At 51.5% G+C, this 19433-nt stretch carries 16 protein-coding genes; 2 read left to right on the top strand and 14 right to left on the bottom strand.

The window, feature by feature from the left end:
- Nucleotides 1-127: 127 nt before the first annotated feature.
- Nucleotides 128-8854 (bottom strand): family 43 glycosylhydrolase, encoded by an 8727-nt coding sequence (locus EV209_RS11180; protein WP_130435547.1) that lies wholly within the window; start codon nt 8852-8854, stop codon nt 128-130.
- A 315-nt stretch (nt 8855-9169) separates the two neighbouring features.
- Between EV209_RS11180 and EV209_RS11175 the strand changes: the two genes are divergently transcribed.
- Together EV209_RS11175 and EV209_RS11170 are read left to right on the top strand one after the other, a co-directional pair.
- A complete protein-coding gene (locus EV209_RS11175; protein WP_130435546.1) occupies nt 9170-10216 on the top strand; it encodes a LacI family DNA-binding transcriptional regulator in 1047 nt (348 codons plus the stop codon).
- 21 nt (nt 10217-10237) lie between these two features.
- Complete coding sequence (locus EV209_RS11170; protein WP_130435545.1) at nt 10238-10573, top strand: hypothetical protein; 336 nt, start codon at nt 10238-10240, stop codon at nt 10571-10573.
- A gap of 58 nt (nt 10574-10631) precedes the next feature.
- Here the strand turns inward: EV209_RS11170 and EV209_RS11165 are convergent, their stop codons facing one another.
- The 13 genes from EV209_RS11165 to EV209_RS11105 all read right to left on the bottom strand — a co-directional run bounded on the left by EV209_RS11165 (nt 10632) and on the right by EV209_RS11105 (nt 19393).
- On the bottom strand, nt 10632-11084 hold the full coding sequence (locus tag EV209_RS11165; RefSeq protein WP_130435544.1) for a helix-turn-helix transcriptional regulator: 453 nt from the start codon (nt 11082-11084) through the stop codon (nt 10632-10634).
- A 100-nt stretch (nt 11085-11184) separates the two neighbouring features.
- Nucleotides 11185-11892, bottom strand: coding sequence for a tRNA threonylcarbamoyladenosine dehydratase (locus EV209_RS11160; RefSeq protein ID WP_130435543.1), 708 nt, complete (start codon nt 11890-11892; stop codon nt 11185-11187).
- Nucleotides 11889-12077 carry a heavy-metal-associated domain-containing protein gene (locus tag EV209_RS11155; protein WP_130435542.1) on the bottom strand — a complete coding sequence of 63 codons (189 nt, stop codon included), beginning with the start codon at nt 12075-12077 and terminating at the stop codon, nt 11889-11891. The genes EV209_RS11160 and EV209_RS11155 overlap by 4 nt, the downstream gene beginning before the upstream one ends.
- A 15-nt stretch (nt 12078-12092) precedes the next feature.
- Entirely contained in the window at nt 12093-12506 is a 414-nt protein-coding gene (gene atpC, locus EV209_RS11150) for an ATP synthase F1 subunit epsilon (RefSeq protein WP_130435541.1), read from the bottom strand.
- 11 nt (nt 12507-12517) lie between these two features.
- On the bottom strand, nt 12518-13909 hold the full coding sequence (atpD, locus tag EV209_RS11145; RefSeq protein WP_130435540.1) for a F0F1 ATP synthase subunit beta: 1392 nt from the start codon (nt 13907-13909) through the stop codon (nt 12518-12520).
- A 24-nt stretch (nt 13910-13933) separates the two neighbouring features.
- Nucleotides 13934-14869, bottom strand: coding sequence for an ATP synthase F1 subunit gamma (gene atpG, locus EV209_RS11140; protein ID WP_130435539.1), 936 nt, complete (start codon nt 14867-14869; stop codon nt 13934-13936).
- Nucleotides 14870-14882: 13 nt separating this feature from the next.
- On the bottom strand, nt 14883-16385 hold the full coding sequence (gene atpA / locus EV209_RS11135) for a F0F1 ATP synthase subunit alpha (RefSeq protein WP_130435538.1): 1503 nt from the start codon (nt 16383-16385) through the stop codon (nt 14883-14885).
- Entirely contained in the window at nt 16382-16966 is a 585-nt protein-coding gene (atpH, locus tag EV209_RS11130) for an ATP synthase F1 subunit delta (RefSeq protein ID WP_130435537.1), read from the bottom strand. Before atpH ends, atpA begins: the two co-directional genes overlap by 4 nt.
- Nucleotides 16951-17511, bottom strand: a complete 561-nt coding sequence (gene atpF / locus EV209_RS11125; RefSeq protein ID WP_243647580.1) for a F0F1 ATP synthase subunit B — start codon at nt 17509-17511, stop codon at nt 16951-16953. Before atpF ends, atpH begins: the two co-directional genes overlap by 16 nt.
- Nucleotides 17512-17595: 84 nt before the next feature.
- Complete coding sequence (gene atpE / locus EV209_RS11120; protein ID WP_130435536.1) at nt 17596-17847, bottom strand: ATP synthase F0 subunit C; 252 nt, start codon at nt 17845-17847, stop codon at nt 17596-17598.
- Between the two features lie 58 nt (nt 17848-17905).
- Nucleotides 17906-18610 (bottom strand): F0F1 ATP synthase subunit A, encoded by a 705-nt coding sequence (atpB, locus tag EV209_RS11115; RefSeq protein ID WP_130435535.1) that lies wholly within the window; start codon nt 18608-18610, stop codon nt 17906-17908.
- Nucleotides 18607-19023, bottom strand: a complete 417-nt coding sequence (locus tag EV209_RS11110) for an ATP synthase subunit I (protein ID WP_165388907.1) — start codon at nt 19021-19023, stop codon at nt 18607-18609. Before EV209_RS11110 ends, atpB begins: the two co-directional genes overlap by 4 nt.
- A complete protein-coding gene (locus EV209_RS11105; RefSeq protein ID WP_130435533.1) occupies nt 19013-19393 on the bottom strand; it encodes an AtpZ/AtpI family protein in 381 nt (126 codons plus the stop codon). The genes EV209_RS11110 and EV209_RS11105 overlap by 11 nt, the downstream gene beginning before the upstream one ends.
- Between the last annotated feature and the right edge of the window lie 40 nt (nt 19394-19433).

Here is a 19433-nt window from a genome sequence, read left to right as displayed (position 1 = left end):
TGGGATATTAAATATCCACATGGCAGACCGCTTTTTGATTGCAAAATAAAACAATACTTACGGCCACTGCCTATCAGTAGGCAGTGGCCGCTCAAATCTGTTGTCCTGTTAATTATACAGTGTATGCTTATCTCTTCAGTGACTTTCTGCGCTTAAAGCCTGCGGCTGCCAGGGCCGTCATAGCCATTGCAAGCGCTGCCAGCACAATCCAAAGGGCCGGCTGGTTTCCGTCTCCTGTAGGAGGGTTTACAGGGTCTGTGGAAGGCTCTGTGCTCTCGTTCTCTGTCTCGCTGGGTTCTGTGGAAGGTTCCGGAATCAGCTTGTCGATCACCTCTGTCTTCGTCTCATAACATACTGTACAGGTGTAGGTCTTCTCGCCTTCTTTGTCCTCTGTAGGAGGAATTGTTACCTTTCCTTCATCCCAACTATGGCCCTTTGCGGGAATTACTTCCTGTTTTACAAGAACCTCTCCGCACACGGAGCAGTGCTTTCCTTCTGTCAGGCCGGTTTCCGTGCAGGTTGCTTCCTTCGCAGGGTCAATCACTTCGGTATGCGGCACCATCGGCACCACTTCCTGCTCCATAATTACCTCTCCGCAGACGGAGCAGTGTTTTCCTTCTGTCAATCCGGTTTCCGTGCAGGTCGCTTCCTTCGCAGGGTCAATCACTTCGGTATGCGGCACCATCGGCACCACTTCCTGCTTCACAATTACCTCTCCGCACACGGAGCAGTGTTTTCCTTCTGTCAGGCCGGTTTCCGTACAGGTTGCTTCCTTCGCAGGGTCGATCACTTCGGTATGCGGCAGCTTCGGAATCACTGTTCCCTCTTCCAGAAGTTCTCCGCACTCTGAGCATATTGTGTCGCCGGTGTAGCCTTCTTCTGTACAGGTAGCGTCTTTCTTTCCTACTACTTCAGGCGTATGGACATGGAAAAGTTCTTTCTGCACCACCATGATAAAGCTGACCTGAACGGCTTCATTTGTTGAAGCGTTGGGAGCTACTGTTACGGTCATGGCTCCCGCCTTATCCATTGTGATATTATTAAAGCTCAGTGTATCGTTAATATTGTTAAGGTACTGATAGCCGGTGGTCACTTTCTCACCGTTAATCAGGATATCAGCTCTCCTGTTAGAACTGCTGGTCACCCAGGAGGAAGGATTGAACATCCCAACATAAACTTCATATTTTCCTGCGTCCAGATCAAACTGATATGTAATGCTGTCGCTCTTATTGGCGGCATATCGCATGCTCTGGTAAATATCCGCATTGGTTCCGCGGACCTTTCCTTCTGTTCCGGTATAGCCAAATCCTCTGTCAGCATTGTACGCCCCGTCGTTTTCACTACTCTTGAGCGTATCTTCGTTCGCCTTCGCAATCGCTTCATAATCAGCGCTGAGCGGGGTTGTGCTGGGATTTACAAAATACACAAGATCTTTTGGAACCACCATAACGGAAACTGCTGCAGTAGCATTCTCACAGCCGGTAAGGGTCCCCGTAAGGCTCACCCTGCCAAAGTTTTTCAGCGCCGAGGTATCCCACACCACCGGACTGTCTACAGTCTTACCCTGCCAGTTCACATTCAGTGTATCCGGCAGATTGCTGCCGTCATTATAGATAAATTCGGGCATTTCTGTATTAATGATGGTTGGGCAGAGACTGTCCAGCTCATCCACGGTCCAGTGGGACCTGTTCAAAATTGACAGTGTATGGTCTCCTGTCACCTGCAGCGGCAGCCAGATCGTACGGCTGTCTGTCAGGTTACTGCCGTTCCATCTGTCTCCCATATAGATGAACTTGCCTGTCTCAGCATCCACCGGCAGCACCCAGGTTACCTGCGTATCAAAACATTTGCCGGTATCATCCTTAGCCGGATTCCCCATTTTCTCCCATCCGGAGAGCAGGTTCTGGCTCCGGTAGTAAACATGGGCCGTACTGTTCCAGCCGTCTGTGCCGCTGGTGATCAGATAATACCACCCGTCAAATTTAAATACAGCAGGGGCCTCGCGGCTGTTATCTGATACAATGCGGGCCGCCATCTGCGTGTCATCCGCAGTATCTCCCGCAGCGGCAGGTCCTGTATAATCTTTATTCAGCAGGGAAACGTAAAGTTTGGCGTTCATTTCGCTGGAATAAATCACATAGGCATCATCCACACCATCGTTATTTTTGTCCACACCTTCATCCACAAAGACAGTCATATCCCGGGATTCACCCAGTCTCTGAGAATTCAGCGCCGTATCATAATTCATTCTGGTCACGTTCACCAGCTTAAAGGGACCAAACGGCGTATCGCTTTCCGCAAAGCCAACCATAGCCCGGCTGTACCGGCTGGCGGAACAGTTGCCCTGGCATCCGCCTGCTACCCACTGGTTCAACGCTTCGTTATTATAGAGCACGCCGTCCGCATGGAATACAATCACAAATTTTCCGGTGCTCTCGTTGTAAATCATCTTTGGCCGCTCGGTAATGCAGTAATCTCCATACAGGGCTTCAAATGCCAGCTGCAGAGGTGTGGTTGTCACCGTTCCTGCGGCAGCGCTGTCAGGATACAGGAAACTGGAAGCTGTTATTACGGTTTCATCATAGGATTTGGCCGTCCAGCTGGTATCATACAACCCTGTAGGCTCTTTATCAAATTCAGTTACATAAGCCCTCAGGAACAGCTTCACATTGCCGAAATCTTCCTCTGACACTCCCTCCGGAGCAGTTTCCATACGTCCCCAACTCTTCAGAGTTTCCAGGTTTGTCTTTGAAACCTGCATTGCGTTATAGTTCTGGGTGGTTCCTGTTCCTGAAGCTCCCACAGAGGAAGTCACTGCCTTCTGGCCAGACTCTTCTATCGGAAGAATCGAATTCTGGAGGTACAGCACGTTCCCCCTGTCTACCCAGTTGTACAAGTCTGTGGAAACATAGCAGCGAACGCCGTCCACAGGGCACGTATTATTAGTCTTGTTTTCACCGTACCACAGATATACAGTTTTTCCTTCCGTGATCTGTCCGTCTCCGTCCAGATCCACGTTTACACAGCCTTCGCCGGTTCCTTCTTTCATCACTGTGGCGGAACCGCCGTGGGCCTGCATGGCCAGGCCGGTATTGGAAGCATAAATTACATCTCCTGCCTTGCCGGGAATATCCGTATATGTGCCCGGCATAGTGCGCAGGTTCTCAAATATATCCTTCAGTTCTTCAATACATTTGCCAAGGCTGATAGCTGTTGCACTGGGGTTCTTAAGAAGCTCTTCCCCAGCTGCGATAGCCTCGTTCAAATCCTTCAGGCTGTCCTTCGGCGGATCTCCCGCTCCGGTATACTGTCCAGGCTGAAGGGGTGACTCCGCATACACAGTTCCATTTTCCTGAGCTGCTTTTACGTCAGCCTGAATCTGATCGATCAGCGACCGCAGCGTATTCTGCAGTTCGTCCGTACCTTTCTCTGAAACTGCAAACCAGCTGAACAGCGGCGCTTCTCCGCTGGCCTTATCCCAGATCAGCGTGATCCCACCGGTATGAGCCGGGAGAGTGAACTGGCGGTCAGTCAGCGTATCGGCAGGCATAGCAATAGCATCCATGGTAATTGTCTGCTGTTTTCCATCCAGATCCGTGTAGGTAACCTTAGGATTAAATACACGGGTACGGGAACCATACCAGTCATAGCTGCCTGTCGTCAGGGTATAGCTGCCCTCATCCAATTCCAGCTTATAGCTGATGGAAGTATTTCCGGTACGCAGGCCTACTGCATAAGGGTCCAGCAATTCAGTTGCTGTCTGGCCGTCAGGTGAACGCAGCGGATCTGTTTTGCTGGTGTTGGAACTGCGGGTTCCTACAACAGCGCCCCAGGTATTGTTCTTTCCTGCCATATTATAGATCTGGTCGGAGGTCTGGTTGATCAGTTCGCTGCCGCTGAGTGCCGCTACTGCCGTATAAGCCAGAGAAGTCACGATGCTGACTTTATCGTTTCCGGCAGGAGGATTTGCCCAATCGCTTCCGGTACCCGCATCCACATAATATTTCAGCCCGTCCGGCACCACCAGGACAGGTACGCTTACGGACAGAGGCAGGCCGCTTTCTGTCTCGCAGTCTATGCTTCCGGTGACAGTTTTCTGTACATAGGCCTCATCAAAAGCAGTTCCATCGTTATCCCAGTTCACCGCAAACTCTTTAGTGCTGTTGTCGCTGAATTTCACAGTGACCTTTTCCGGCAGGTTTTCAGCCGGCTGGCCAACTCTGGCCGCCACTAATTTCGGCAGTTCGGTCTCAATTCCTGTCGCTGCCGCCCCTTCCTGGCTGGAATCGTAAGGCGCACCCAGCACCTTAACTTCCCACAGGCGGGCAGTGTTGAACCGGTTGTTCAGGTTATTCTGAGGAATTGCCGCCAGAATTTCCAGTTTCACATAGCGGAAGTTACCTTTCAGTTCCGTATAGGCAAAGCCATAATCCACGGTATTATTGCTCTGAGGCAGGCCGGAATGATCTGCAATTTCTGTCCAGCTGCTTCCGTCCTGGCTTCCGTATACTTTGTATGGATAGTAAGGTTCAGAGCCCTTAATCAGATACCAGGAAATCTGGATTCCCTTTAAGGTGCTCTTCTCTTCCAGATCCACTACCCATTCCGTAGTCCCTGTGCTGGAAGTTCCTTCAGCCATAGTATTATAATCGCCGTCCACTGTCTTTGACGCGTCTGCCGTATTCCCGGAAGACTTCATTGTTGCTGTTTTTCCCTGAGACAAATTCTTTCCGCTCAGTTCCGGTATAATTACGCCGGTACTCTCGTTCCGGTAAACCTTTTCAAAGAATGTGGCGGTAGCAAATCCATTGTTCAGCTGCAGCGGCATCACCGTACTGCTTCCGGAGTTCTCTGACCTCCACCAGCGGGAGCCGGTGAGCAGATGATTTCCGTTTTTGCTCCAGCTGCCATTGGTCTGACAGGAAAATGAGGATGCGTCCGCCGGATAGGCTTCCTCGCTCCAGGGCCCTTCCAGGCTGGTGGCTGAAATATAAGCAGTTTTGCTGGGCAGCCAGCCCGCCGCCTGAGAGGCAAACATATAATAGATGCCCTGATCCTTAATCACCACTGGCGCTTCGCGGAAACCGCCCTCAAATACTTTGGCAATTACGCCGGCTTCGGTATCCACAGCCTCCCAGTCTGAGGTGAGCTGGTGGATATAGATGGTCCTGTTGGCGCTTTCACCTTCTTCATTGCCCGCCGCGATCAGGTATGCTTTCCCGCCATCCATGAAGATGCTCTTGTCCCGGGCATGGGTTCCATTGGGCAGAACCAGTCCGGAATACCGAAGGCTTCCCGCATCTCCGGGCACAAAGGAAAACATTACCAAAGCGCCTGTGGAGTACCCCTGGGACTTTTCATAGTGGGCCCAGATAATCTTGCGCCCGCCCTTGTCAAGCCAGCTGACAGATTCAAATTTGCAGTCAGCCAGTTCAGGATACTTTTCAGCGGTAGCCGCCTCTGAAGCATCCAGATAGGTAACTGTCTCACCGGTAGCATCATTTGTGGAATACAAAAGGGCCGCTGTGCCTGTTCTGGTCAGTTTGGTGGTCCAGCCGCTTTCGCTGGACAAAACCGCTGTATTTTCTGCTGCAACAGCTGAACCGCTGTCCGCTGCATTTGTCCAGCCGCTGCTCCAGCCGTCCGTTACGCTCATGCCAGCCGGCAGCTTTGCATATGTATCGGCCCGCGCCGTTACTGTCTCGCTGGTCACTTCCCCGCCATTATAGCCGCGCACCTGGTAGTACCATGTGCCGTCTGCGGCATCCAGTCCGTACAGCGTATAGTTGTTCACATCTCCAGCTACAGCTACAGGCTCTGCAGAAACCAGTTCCGCCTCGCTGGCTGCACGGTAGATGCGGTATTCCGTCGCGATATTGTCTCTTTCCCATTTGAGCAGGACATTGTTTACCGCTTCCTCTCCGGCGATTTTAAATGCCTGCGCTGTGAGCCCGGAGCCCTCTTTCAGCTCTATTCTGGCTTCTTCGCCGTACACCTGCATTTCTACCAGGCCGGCCGCCCAGGATGCGGAGCTGTTATTATCCGCGCGGAGAACCTTGCTCACGGAAATGCGCACATACCGTGCGGTTGTTCCTTCCAGGCTATGTGTGGTGAATCCAACCTCCTTATTATTGCCGGCATCCACTACGGGATTCCAGTTTACTTTATCATTGCTCACATCCACCGTATACTGGTAATAAGCCTCAGAGCCATTATAACAGCGGAAGCTCAGGTCGATGCGGGAAAGGTCATAAGTTCCTTCCAGGTCGATCCCATAAGTAAAGGGAACCTTGGCGTCTGTGCCCCCTGCCTGGGTCACCGGCTTAAAGTAGGAACTGCTGTCCCCGCTCACCTTGGTATTGAAGTAATTTCCGTCGTTAGCCACTGAAATCCCATGTTCCGCATCCTGTTCCTTCGCATCGGAAAATGCAGGCTTGCCTTCAGATATCAATGTATTCTGCGGCGCCACCACCTTGCCCGTGGCCACGTCCAGGGACCATCCGGACTGATAGTCCATAGTCATAACCGGCGCGCCTTTGCTGTCGTCAATCGTCAGCGGCAACCAGACATAGGTAGAGGAACCCAGCTTTTTGGAATTCCAATGGTCTCCCATATATACATAGCTGGTCCCTTCACTGCCTGTTACCGCCATAATGTTTGTAGGCTGGCTGTAAAAAGTTACATTGTTTCCCAGGCACCCGATGGGGTATTGCGTTCCTTCCTCTACCGCCCAGGAATCCGGATCCGTGATATCTTTTGTATAGGAGTAGCGGGTCTGGTTGGGCAGCCATCCTGACTGTCCTGAAGAGATCATATAATAGTATTCTCCCGACTTTACCAGAGCCGGCGCTTCTCTTCTGCCGCCGTCAAACAGCTGGTAGGTCATAGAAGGGTCCACATCCGTGAAATCGCCCTTCAGCCTGTAAATCCGCATCACGGTGCCGTTCTGCGCAGAAACCAGATAAGCCTCTGTTCCGTCAGAATACAGCGTAAAGTCTCTGGAACCAGTTCCCCATACAGCCTCGTCGCTGTAATCACTGATTTCCTCTCCTGTTCCGTCAAAGTAATTTCCGTTGCTGGTTGCTCTCCAGTTGCGGTGATCCGCATCCGCCCCAGGGCGCCAATGGCCCAGGAATGTATACTGGCCGTCCACTGTCTTGCTGGTTGCCACGCAGATCTGGCTGGAAGAATAGCCGCTGGCATCCTCCCAGTGTCCATACAATACATAGGTCTGTGTCTTTTCATTATAGATCAGCTTCGGACGTTCCACTTTATTCGTATTCAGCCCGGGATTTTCATAATCCGGCTGCAGAATTGTACTGCGGTAGGTCCAGTTCAGCAAATCCTTAGAGGAATATAGGTTGACTCCATTGAAGTTGGAGGAATCATGGGTCTTGTCCTCTCCTACCCAGTAGTAGATCGGGGTTCCATCCGAATCCATCTGTTGCAGAAACCCGCCGCCATGAGCCTGAATGGGATCGCCTTCTGTGTCCAGCCAGGTCTGGCTCACCGGAACGGATGAATAGCGCCCGGGATCTTCCTCCTTTAATGTTACGTTATCGCAGATTGTACTCAGTGATTTTGCAGCCATATCCAGCTGTCCCTGCACGGCCCCCGAAATCTTTCCGTCATACAGCTTCCTGGCATTGTCCAGCGCATTGCTCACCACGTTTCTGCTGTGAGACGCGTACTGGCTCAGGTCGCCCAGGGCTTCCGCTTTTCTGATAGCAGTCCGCAGCGCGCTTCTGTCCAGCTGAACCGGTATCTCCCCCTTGCTCACCGCCAGCCAGTTCATAGAACCATTTTCACCGCTGGTCTTTTCATAATGAACTTTTACCAGCGTTGTTTTCTCTAATGTAAAGGTGCTGCTGGATACCATATCCGGCGCGGCTGAAGAATTAGCGTTGTTGGACATGGAAACAGAATCCAGCGTGGCGATCAGTGTTTCCCCGTCATACAGTTTAGGAACCATTCCCCGATTATGGTTGCCATTGTAAAATTCATGGAACCCCGTGGTCAAGGTATAAGTTCCCGCTTCCAGCGTCAGATAGTATTCGAAATTCGTGTTGTTACTGGCGCGCAGGCCCGCAGCAAATTTATTTGTTATGGTGCTGCCGTCCGCCGGCGCCACATTATTATTCCAATATGTCTGAATCGGGTCGGCCCTTTTATTCGTACCGCCGCTTACATAGCCAATCCCCCAGGACTTTCCGCTCACATATGCCTGATCTGAAACCTCATTCAGCAGCGAGTCTCCTGCCAGGGCCTTTACTGCAGCATAAGCCTCGGAAACCAGATTCCTGGCCGCGCCTGCGTCGCTGGTGCCGGCCATGATGGTTTTCCAGTCTGTTCCGGTTCCTGAATCAATAAAGTAAACCAGATTTTCAGGAACGACTTCCACAGTATAAACTGTTCCTGCAGTATCTTTGATCTGAACTGTGGAAAATGCCTTTGAAAACATATCGTCTTCCACATCAGAAGCCCAGACGACGCCGTCTAATACAGGCGTTTTACCCAAATATGTAGCGATATGAGTGCTGGTCTGTTCCGCATTGAACAACTGCGGGCCTTCCTTGACAGTCCCTTCCTCTGGAGAAACTGCCGTTCCCTGGGACTCTGTGCTTTCCGGCTCAGTTGTTTCTGCCTCTTCTGTAGGGTCTGTTTCCGTCTCCGACTGTCCCCCCGGGACGGATGTACTTTGAGATTCTTTTGTGGAATCCGGGGTCTGTGTCTGTTCAGAAATCTGTGTAACGCTGATTTCGTCAGCTGAAACGGTATAGCCTTGTCCCAGACTGCCCAGAACCATTCCCAGAACCAGAAGCATGCTCAAAATACGTCTTCCTGCTTGCCTCATAAAATTCCCTCCTTTTTATTATTCCTGCAGCATCCATTTGCGGCAGGAAAGACGCTGAAAATTTGTTCTTTTTCTTTGGAACCGCTTCCAGCGATCTTTATTATGTTTTTTCTTAAGAACATTATATCTATTCTTAACCTTACTGTACATGTGTTTTTTTAACATTGTATGTAATATTTATCTTTTCTGCCTGTTGCAACCGCTTTCAATATCACCAGGATTATTTTAAAAAAATTTCTGTGGAAAGAATTGATTTTATCCGCTATAATAGCTTTAACAATTATATTGAAAGACCTTCAGAAGAGGAGACTGTGTATGAAAGAACATATTACAATATATGATATCGCAAAAGAAGCTGGAGTATCGGCCTCTTCTGTTTCCCGGGTGCTGTCAGGACACCCTAATGTAAGCTCCGCGCTCCGCGCGAAAGTGCTGGAAGTGACGGACAGGTATCATTATCTCCCCAGCATGATGGCCCAGCATCTGGATCAGGGAAAAAACAATACCATCGGAATTGTGATGCCCACTGTCAACAACCCCTACTACTCCGCTCTTTTTTCCGCCGCCAATGAGGCTGCGCAGGAGCAGGGATACTCCACCTGGCTGCACCAGCTTTCCACAGGAGGCAGCCTGATTAAACAGGACCTGGTTGATCAGCTGATCCACCGAAGGCTTGCCGGGGTTTTATTGACAGGCAGCTTTTCTGATCCCGAAATCCCTCCTCTGCGCAAGGCGGTGGCAATGCTGCAGAATTATATGCCGGTGGTGGCGCTGTGCACTCCCATTGCAGATTTAGGCTGCCTCTGCTTTCACAATGACCTTTCCTCTGCAATCGAGCAGGCCGTGAGGCATTTGTACAACCTGGGGCACACCAGGATAGCCTTTTTAGGAGGTCCTGCCCTGTCCCCCTCCTCCACTCTCCGCGGAAAATCGTTTTTGGATTCTCTGGCCCTTTGCGGACTGGACTATCCCCCAGACTATTTTCTGGGAGGAGGGTATGACGCGAATTCCGGCGCGCTGGCTGTCCTGCAGATGCTCTCTTCCCTGCCTGCCGGCCGCCGCCCCACGGCGCTGCTCTGTTTTAACGATCTGGTCGCCATAGGCGCAATCCAGCAGCTTCACAAAGCCGGGCTGCGGCTTCCCGATGATATGGCCGTCATTGGCTGCGACAATATCTTTTTTGCCGCTTATACCGCTCCTCCCCTGACCACCATTGATCTCTATCCGGAAAAAACTGCCCAGCATGCCATTCAGGTCCTGCTGCGGTCTGACGCTTCGGCATCTCCCATCGCTCAGGTCATGGAAGCGACTCTTGTAGTGCGGGAGAGCTGCGGGATTCACCTGGGAAGACGGCGTTTCTGATTATCGTAAAGGAGTATGTAAATGGAAGGAAATATAATCGGATTTGTTATATGGATATTATGTGGATGCATGTTCGTCTGTCTTGGCGTATACGGTTTTTTTGCAAAAAAGCCGTTGGGATTCTGGGCCAATGCAAAAGTATTTGAGGTAACTGACATAAAAAAATACAACAGGGCCGTGGGGAAATTATTCTGTACTTTTGGGATTGTATTTGCAATCCTGGGAATACCCTTAATATCAGGGCAGAATTCACCTTGGATCCTTTTATCTGTCCTGGGTATCATGATTGAAACCATCGTCGCCATGGCAGTATATTCTCTTGTGATTGAAAAGAAATATAAAAAGACAGGCCTTTAGTCCAGCCTGTCTTTAAACCACACCTTTTTGGAATCACGTGTAATTATGTTTTATCCCATTATCTTTGTGAGCCGTTCCAAATCCGGGCCAATATGTCCTTTAGCACCAGAAACGAATCCTCATTGCTGTAGCCATATTTCACTTTAAGACTGTCAAGCATTTCCTGCAGCTTTACTTTATAGCTTTCCGCATCCACCTGATCCTGGTATGTTGTTAATATCGGGTATCTCTTGCCCCACACTTTTGCCCAGTCAATCTTCTTCTGCTTCTCTTCGCTGGTTTTTTCAATCACCTCTTCGATCTCTTTCAGTTCCAGATCAAAATCAATCAGTTCGTCCAGGGTAAGATGGTACAGCGTGGATAATTTCTTGGATTGCCGGATATCCGGAAGGGTTTCGCCCAGTTCCCATTTGGAGATGGTCTGCCTGCTCACCCCCAGCCGTTCCGCTACCTCCTCCTGAGACATTCCGCTCTTTTTTCGGGCATTAAATAAACTGTTTCCTAAACTCATCAGCTTAACCTCCTGTGCTTTATAGTATATGATAAGTATACAAGAGGCCCCCGCGGAAATCCACCAATGATACCGCCCGTTTCCGCCCGCATTTATAACATCAGGATTTTCTCCGCTCCCCGATCAGATTTCGCACTACAAACCCTGCCAGCATCATCCCTGCAACCGGGGGCACAAAGGAAATACTTGCAGGCGTCCTTTCCGAACCTTCTGCCGGCGTTATCGGAAGCTCTGTGGAATATACCACCGGAAGTTTTTTTATACCCGCTTCTTTGCACAGCTTCCGCATCACCCTCGCGAGAGGGCATACGCTTGTTTTATAGAGATCCCCGATCTGCAGCAGTTCCGGATAAAGCTTATTCCCAGTCCCCATGCAGCTGATCAGTGGGACTTCAGCTTCCCCGGCATTCCGGGCCAGCAGGACCTTTGAAGTCACGGTATCTATGGCATCCACCACAAAATCATATTCTTCCAGAGGATACTCATTTTCTGTAGATCTGTCATAGAAGCAGACTTTCGCTTGGGCCCGGCATTCCGGATTGATATCCCTGGCCCTGGCCGCCATCACCTCTGCCTTAGGCATTCCAATAGTGCTGCCAAGAGCCACTATCTGCCGGTTCAGATTTGTCACATCCACCACGTCCGCGTCAAATAAATCCAGACTTCCGATTCCAGCTCTTACAAGCGCTTCGGCGGCGTGGCCCCCCACACCGCCGATTCCAAACACCGCAACACGGGCGTTCTTCAGTTTTTCCAGCCGCCCTTCCCCGATCAGCCTTCTGGTCCTGGAAAAACGCTCCTCTGTCATGCTTCCATCGCCTCAAAACCCAGGTCGTCAAGGATCTCTATCGCCTCTTCCACATGCAGATCTTCCACAGCCACGGTCTTATCTTCCAGAGAAATCTCGCAGCGAAGGCCTGCTTTATCCATAGCCTTCTCAATGCGTTCCACACACATCTGGCAGTGCATATCCTCTGCCTTTATCAGCCTCATTTTCACTCACTCCTCCTATTTACCCGCAACTTCAAGGCGGGTCAGCGCACGTCGCAGCGCAATCTCTGCCCGGGCCAGATTCGCATCGGGATCGTCGCCCTTCAGGCGGCGCTCCGCCCTGATCCTCGCTTCTTCCGCACGGTTCAGATCAATTTCTTCCGGCCACTCCGCAATTTCCGCAAGAACCCTGACGCTGTCCTGGAGGATTTCCACAAAGCCTGCGTGCACAGCGGCAGTTTTCTCCTGATCTCCGTCATAAATCCTCAGCGGGCCGGGCATCAGAATGCAGGTTGTGGGCACATGGTTCCTGTAAATACCGATCTCTCCCTCGCTGGTAGTCATTTCCACAAAATCAGCCTGACCGTCAAAAAAGATCCTCTCAGGAGTCATAATCTGAAGGCGGAAATATTTTTTGCTATCCTCTGCCATTTTCTGCCCTCCTATTTCACACGGGCCAGAACATCATCAATATTTCCTGCGTTCAGGAAACAGCTCTCAGGCACATCGTCGTGCTTGCCGTCCAAAATTTCCTTGAAGCCCTGAATTGTCTCGCTGATGGGCACATAACGGCCTTCCAGCCCGGTAAACTGTCCGGCCACAAAGAACGGCTGGGACAGAAAACGCTGTACCTTACGGGCCCGGGACACCACCAGCTTATCCTCCTCAGACAGCTCGTCCATGCCCAGGATAGCAATTATGTCCTGCAGTTCTTTATATCTCTGCAGCATTGCCTGCACGCCTCTGGCCACCTCGTAATGCTCTTCTCCCACGATCCTGGGGTCCAGGATGCGGGAAGTGGATTCCAGCGGGTCCACCGCCGGATAAATACCCAGCTCTACAATAGAACGGGACAGCACTGTAGTCGCGTCTAAGTGGGCGAATGTTGTGGCGGGAGCCGGGTCCGTCAGGTCGTCCGCAGGCACATAGACAGCCTGTACCGAGGTGATGGAACCGTCCTTTGTGGAGGTGATCCTCTCCTGCAGCGCACCCATCTCAGTCTGCAGCGTAGGCTGATAACCTACTGCAGAAGGCATACGTCCCAACAGAGCTGACACCTCGGAACCGGCCTGCGTAAATCTGAAAATATTATCAATAAAAAGCAGCACGTCTTTGCCGCCCTTATCGCGGAAATATTCCGCCATGGTCAGACCGGTCAGCCCCACTCTCATACGGGCTCCCGGCGGCTCGTTCATTTGTCCGAATACCATGGTGGTCTTGTTGATTACGCCGGATTCTGTCATCTCGTGGTACAGATCGTTCCCTTCCCGGGTCCGCTCTCCCACACCGGTAAATACGGAATATCCGCCGTGCTCAGTAGCAATATTTCGGATTAACTCCTGAATCAGCACTGTTTTTCCCACTCCCGCGCCGCCGAACAGGCCGATCTTTCCGCCTTTCTGATAAGGGCAGAGCAGATCCACGACTTTTATACCTGTCTCCAGGATCTCTGCGGATGTGGACTGGTCCTCAAATGCCGGAGGCTTACGGTGGATCGGATAATATTCCACCCCTTCCGGAGCCGGTTTATTGTCAATCGGCTGTCCCAGCACATTAAATATGCGTCCCAGGGTCTTTTCCCCCACCGGGACTGAAATGGGACCGCCGGCGGCCACAGCCTCCATACCCCGCACCAGACCGTCCGTGGGGCCCATAGCGATGCAGCGGACAGTATCGTCGCCCAGATGCTGGGATACCTCCACTGTCAGACTGCCGCCGTCCCTGGTGGCAATGGTTACCGCTTCATTGATCTGCGGCAGATGCCCTTCGGGAAACTTGATATCCAGGACCGCGCCGATGATCTGCGTGATGGTTCCGGTAGTTTGCTGTTGCATCTGTTTCACTCCTTTTCCTGCCGGTTAACCGTTTATCGCGTTGGCTCCGGCAATAATCTCTGTCAGTTCCTGGGTAATGGAGCCCTGTCTTGCACGGTTGTATTCCAGCCCCAGTTCCTCTATCATTTCTTCTGCATTGCTGGTAGCAGAGTCCATTGCGGACATCCTGGCCCCGTTTTCGCTGGCCACAGCTTCCAGCAGCGCTCCGTAAATCAGGCTTGTCATATATTTGGGAATAATCGCATCCAGCGCGTCCTCTGCATCAGGTTCGAAGTTCATGGGCGTCAGACGGCCTGTGGCCTGCTCTTCCTCGGTCATGGAATCCGCTCCGATCATATCCGCCCCCGTCATCTTCATGGAAGCCCCGTCAGCTCCTTCGGTTCCGCCTTTTTCTACTTCCAAAGGCAGCAGCTTCATAAATGTGGGAATATGGCTTACCGTATTTTTAAAGCTTGTGTACGCCAGATAAATCTCGCTGACTTCCCCGTCCGCATAAGCTTTCAGCAAACGCCCTCCGATCTCCATCGCATCCTTGTAAAGCGGCTCATTGATAACGTCGGAATCATCCTCCGCCACATGATAGCCCCGCCGTTCCAGGGACTCCCTGCCTTTACGGCCCACAGCATAAATTTCCATTTCCTCCCTGGAAATCCCACTGTCCAGCACCAGCCGGACCACATTATTATTATAGCCTCCTGCCAGACCTCTGTTCGCCGTAATCACAATCACTGCCTTTTTCCCTTCTCCTCCTGACTGCAGGTAAGGATGGCGTATGCTCCCGGCTCTGGTGAGCATAGAAGCGATCGTGCTATACATAAAGCGGGAATATGGTCTGGAGTGTTCAGCCTTTGATCTTGCCTTCTGCAGCTTCACCGTCGCCACCAGTTTCATGGCCTTTGTAATCTGCTCCGTACTCTGGATGCTGCTCCTTCTCCGTTTGATGTCTCTCATTGAGGCCATAAACTGTTACCTCCTACAACTGGGCGCGGCATTCCTGTATCGCCTTTACCAGAAGTTCCTCTATCTCCGGGGTCAGCTCTTTCTTCTCCCGTATTGCCCCTGGCAGCTCCGGATAACGCTGATCCACATATGCAAACAGCGCCTCTTCAAAACGCAGCACATCGTCAATCGGAATATCCAGCAGATACCGCTTGGTTGCAGCGTAGATAATCATCACCTGATACTCCACCGGCATAGGCTTATACTGCGGCTGCTTCAGAACCTCCCTGATCCGCTCTCCCTGGGCCAGCTTATCCTTTGTATCCGCATCCAGCTCTGAGCCAAACTGCGCGAAGCTCGCCAGCTCACGGTACTGAGCCAGCTCCACACGAATGGGAGCGGCAATCTTTTTCATAGCCTTTATCTGGGCTGCGCCGCCCACACGGGACACAGACAGACCGGCGTTAACCGCAGGGCGGAAGCCGGAATTAAACATTTCTGTCTCCAGATAAATCTGTCCGTCTGTAATAGAAATCACATTAGTGGGTATATAGGCGGAAACATCACCCGCCTGAGTTTCTATAATCGGCAGAGCGGTCAGCGAACCGCCTCCCAGCTCATCCGACAGCCTGGCCGCACGTTCCAGCAGCCTGGAATGCAGATAAAAAACGTCTCCGGGATAGGCCTCGCGCCCCGGCGGACGCTTCAGAAGAAGGGACAGCGTCCGATAGGCGGCTGCATGCTTGCTCAGGTCGTCATAGACCACCAATACATCCTCTCCGCCTTCCATCCACTCTTCTCCGATGGCGCAGCCGGAATATGGAGCGATATACTGCAGCGGAGCCATATCGCTGGCTGTGGATGCCACCACCGTGGTATAATCCATGGCGCCGTATTCTTCCAGCGTCTTAACAATGTTTGCAACCGTAGAGGATTTCTGCCCAATGGCCACATAAATGCAGTGCACGCCCTGTCCCCTCTGATTGATAATCGTATCAATCGCAATGGCCGTCTTTCCGGTCTGCCGGTCGCCGATAATCAGTTCTCTCTGTCCGCGGCCGATAGGAATCATAGAGTCAATGGCTTTAATTCCCGTCTGCAGCGGCGTATCCACTGACTTTCTGGCAATTACGCCGGATGCCACTCTTTCAATGCGCCGGTATTTTTTTGTATGGATCGGGCCCTTGCCGTCGATGGGCTGTCCCAGAGGGTTCACTACACGCCCCGTCAGAGCGTCGCCCACAGGCACCTCTACCACGCGCCCGGTAGTCTTCACCTGGTCGCCCTCATTAATGCTGCGCATATCTCCCAGCAGCACCGCGCCCACATTATCTTCTTCCAGATTCAGCACCATGCCGTAAACGCCGCCGGGGAATTCCAGCAGTTCACCCTGCATGGCGTTCTCCAGGCCGTGAATACGCGCGATCCCGTCTGCAACCTGGATTACGGTTCCCGTATCTGAAACCTCCAGTCTGGACGCATAGCGTTCGATCTGTTCTTTTATAACGGAACTGATTTCTTCCGGTCTCAAATTCATGGAGCGACTCCACCTTCTTTCTGATTCATCTCTTCTGTCAGCTGGATCTTCAGCAGCGCCTGCCGCAGGGACTCCAACCGGTTTTTAATGCTGCTGTCCACCACCCTGTCTCCAATCCGGATCACCAGTCCGCCGATCAGCTCAGGGTCAATGTCATATGTCACTTCAAGACTTCTGTAAGAAGTCGTTTTCAGCAGCTTATTTTCTATATTCTGTTTCTGTCCGGCGGACAGTTCTGCCGGCGCCGTCACATATACTACGCCGATATGCTGGTATTCCTTAACCTTGGCCTCAAAATACAGCAGCGTTTTTTCCATCCATTTCTGACGGCCCTTTTCCACCATTTCCCGGAGAAAACCGGTCATAATACCCGAAATCCTCCCGTCAAAAATCTCTGTCACCACCTGGATTTTCTCCTGCTTCTCAATCTGAGGATGGTTTAACAAACTCACCAGACCTGGATTTTCCTCCATCAGCCGGCGGACTTCCCTGGACTCTTCCCTCAGGGCAGGCAGGATGCTGTTTTCCAGGCCCGCTTCAAACAGAGCGTCGCCGTAGACCTTTGTCACCTGCTTTGCCATGTGTCCTCACCTATCTCCTTCAGCGTCTCTTCCACCAGCGTATCCTGCACCTCTGTATTGATCTGGGCGGAAACTACCTTTCCGGCCATCAGGGATGCGACAGAAATCATTTCTTTCTTCATTTCGTCCATCGCCTTCTTGCGCTCCAGCGCAATATCAGCACGGGCCCTGTCTTTGATCAGCACAGCTTCTTCTCTGGCTGCGCTGATTATCTCTGCTTCCTGCAGCTTAGCCTGCCGTCTGGCCTGGCTCAAAATCTGCTCTTCTTCCTTATGGATATCCGTCAGCCTGGCTTCATATTCCTGTTTCATCGCCAAAGCGTCCGCATTCACCTTCTCCGCATGTTCCAGATCTGACTGGATTCCTTCGCGGCGCTTCTTCAGCATTTCCCGCGCAGGGTTGAACAGCAGATAAGAAAGAATCAGAAACAGAATAAATATATTGATGCCCAGCAGAACTGCGTCATGAAGCAGCTGCGGATCCAGGCCGAAAAGACGTCCTTCTTCCGCGGCCGCTGCAGCCAGCATTCCTACTGTTCCTGTCATCACTTCCAAAATTCAGCCTCCTCTCTTCTCATCCCGGGGGATTTTTTCCGGCCTGCCTAAAAACAGGAACCGGTCCTCATACGGTCATGTCAGAGGCTTCACAAACAGCAGAATAATTGCTACTGCCAGGCCATACAGACCGGTAGTCTCCGCAACGGCCTGTCCAAGAAGCATGGTGGATGTAATTTCGGACTTCGCGCCCGGATTACGTCCTACCGCCGCCGCCGCGTGCCCTGCGGCAATTCCCTGACCAATACCAGGTCCCACGCCTGCTATCAGAGCCAGACCTGCGCCAATTGCTGAACATGCTAAAATTAAATCCTGTCCTGTAATCATAAATTCATTCCTCCTGAAAAATGTTGTACTGTAAGCCCTCGGGCATTACTCTCTGTGATCAGTCGTCGCCGATCTTGTCCCCCACATAAACCATAGTCAGCATACAGAATACGTAAGTCTGTATCGCTCCGGAAAACAGATCGAAGTAAGCGTGCAAAAACGATGGGATTCCCAGACTGAAAAGCAACGGCATCATTCCGTACCACAGCCCGAGCATTACCGTGCCTGACATCACATTGCCGAACAAACGCAGCGACAATGAAAGCGGCGTGGCTACCTCTCCGATCAGGTTGATCGGAAACAGCAGCGGCAGCGGTTTGAATAGATTCGTAAAATGCTGTATCTTATTCTTCTTCACACCATTATAATGGATCAGACCAAATGTAATCAGCCCAAGCATCAGCGTTACACCGTAGTCAGCAGTGGGCGACCGCAGACCAAAAATTCCTGAAATGTTGCTGAGCAGTATAAACAGGAATATGCTGCTGATATAATTGACAAAGCGATACGCATTTTTTCCCATGCTGTTCTTCACCATGGAATCCAGCTTTTCCACAATCAGTTCCACAAAATTCTGAAATACTCCGGGAACCGGTTTCGCATGGCGTATCGCCCTGTTGGCCGCAACAGCGAAAATTATCAACACCACGCTGACAATCAGCATCGCCACGTGAGTAGTGGTCAGCCAGAAAGTCTGTCCAAACAGTTCATAGCTCACCAGCTTTTTAATCATAAAATCCGCTTCCGCGGAAATCTGTATCATGTGCGCTCCTCCTTTCTCATGATTTTATGCGTAAACGGCTGTAAATAAGCCGCTACCTTCAGTGTCATCATTCCGGCCAGAAGACTGAGGAGATTCACCCATCCAGTGAGATATACCGCTGCCATAGCGGCAAACGCTGCAAGGGTTCTGATTATGGAAAACATTCTGCTCCGGTTCACAGCCCCTTTCTCCTCCATTTCCATAGTCCGGTCAATGGAGCTTCCCATATGCCAGAAAATGACTGCCGCAAAAATCCCGCCAACCAGAAAACCCAGCGCAATCTGTACGTATGTTTTACCGAAAGAAAAAGGGCCCAGCCAGAATATTGCGGCCGTTACCGCTTCCAGAATGAGGCAAATTGCCCCAATCCCTGCCGCCACTTCTGTCACAATCTCCCTTGTCTTATCGCTCATATCCGCTGTTTTCCTTTCCTTCGGACAATGTTTCCTTTCCGCTGCCCGGAATCTCCCAGTCCCCAAACAGATCAAACTGTTCTTTTTCCTTTTTTCGTCTGCTTCTGGCCTCTTCTGTGCGCAGATAATTCTGAGCGAGCACATAAGCATTCCGCCCACCCGCCAGCAGTCCAAGAAGCAGCAGCGCTACCGGAGCCCACCCTGCAGAAAACTGGTTCTGAAGCCAGATCCCCAGCGCCAGGCAAAGAAACACCGGCACTAACACGCTTAAGCCTAACTGTAAAATCAGCGAAATCCCTTTCCCTGTCCCGGTCCAATCATTCCTTCTATCACGGCGGCCCATAATCCACTCCTCTCCATTGTTCCCCATTCCTGCCCCCGCACATACAGATATTATAAGCAAAAATCCC

This window comes from Cuneatibacter caecimuris (genome assembly GCF_004216775.1).
GTDB classification, from domain to species: Bacteria; Bacillota; Clostridia; order Lachnospirales; family Lachnospiraceae; genus Cuneatibacter; species Cuneatibacter caecimuris.
The sequence above is the reverse complement of the archived record's forward strand: the minus strand, read 5'-3'. Positions and strand labels throughout refer to the sequence as shown.

Excerpts from the sequence above, each read along its gene's own strand:
- EV209_RS11180 (WP_130435547.1), bottom strand. The coding sequence starts at position 8,854 with ATGAGGCAAGCAGGAAGACGTATTTTGAGCATGCTTCTGGTTCTGGGA.
- EV209_RS11175 (WP_130435546.1), top strand. The coding sequence starts at position 9,170 with ATGAAAGAACATATTACAATATATGATATCGCAAAAGAAGCTGGAGTA.
- EV209_RS11170 (WP_130435545.1), top strand. The coding sequence starts at position 10,238 with ATGGAAGGAAATATAATCGGATTTGTTATATGGATATTATGTGGATGC.
- EV209_RS11165 (WP_130435544.1), bottom strand. The coding sequence starts at position 11,084 with ATGAGTTTAGGAAACAGTTTATTTAATGCCCGAAAAAAGAGCGGAATG.
- EV209_RS11160 (WP_130435543.1), bottom strand. The coding sequence starts at position 11,892 with ATGACAGAGGAGCGTTTTTCCAGGACCAGAAGGCTGATCGGGGAAGGG.
- EV209_RS11155 (WP_130435542.1), bottom strand. The coding sequence starts at position 12,077 with ATGAGGCTGATAAAGGCAGAGGATATGCACTGCCAGATGTGTGTGGAA.
- atpC (WP_130435541.1), bottom strand. The coding sequence starts at position 12,506 with ATGGCAGAGGATAGCAAAAAATATTTCCGCCTTCAGATTATGACTCCT.
- atpD (WP_130435540.1), bottom strand. The coding sequence starts at position 13,909 with ATGCAACAGCAAACTACCGGAACCATCACGCAGATCATCGGCGCGGTC.
- atpG (WP_130435539.1), bottom strand. The coding sequence starts at position 14,869 with ATGGCCTCAATGAGAGACATCAAACGGAGAAGGAGCAGCATCCAGAGT.
- atpA (WP_130435538.1), bottom strand. The coding sequence starts at position 16,385 with ATGAATTTGAGACCGGAAGAAATCAGTTCCGTTATAAAAGAACAGATC.
- atpH (WP_130435537.1), bottom strand. The coding sequence starts at position 16,966 with ATGGCAAAGCAGGTGACAAAGGTCTACGGCGACGCTCTGTTTGAAGCG.
- atpF (WP_243647580.1), bottom strand. The coding sequence starts at position 17,511 with ATGACAGGAACAGTAGGAATGCTGGCTGCAGCGGCCGCGGAAGAAGGA.
- atpE (WP_130435536.1), bottom strand. The coding sequence starts at position 17,847 with ATGATTACAGGACAGGATTTAATTTTAGCATGTTCAGCAATTGGCGCA.
- atpB (WP_130435535.1), bottom strand. The coding sequence starts at position 18,610 with ATGATACAGATTTCCGCGGAAGCGGATTTTATGATTAAAAAGCTGGTG.
- EV209_RS11110 (WP_165388907.1), bottom strand. The coding sequence starts at position 19,023 with ATGAGCGATAAGACAAGGGAGATTGTGACAGAAGTGGCGGCAGGGATT.
- EV209_RS11105 (WP_130435533.1), bottom strand. The coding sequence starts at position 19,393 with ATGGGGAACAATGGAGAGGAGTGGATTATGGGCCGCCGTGATAGAAGG.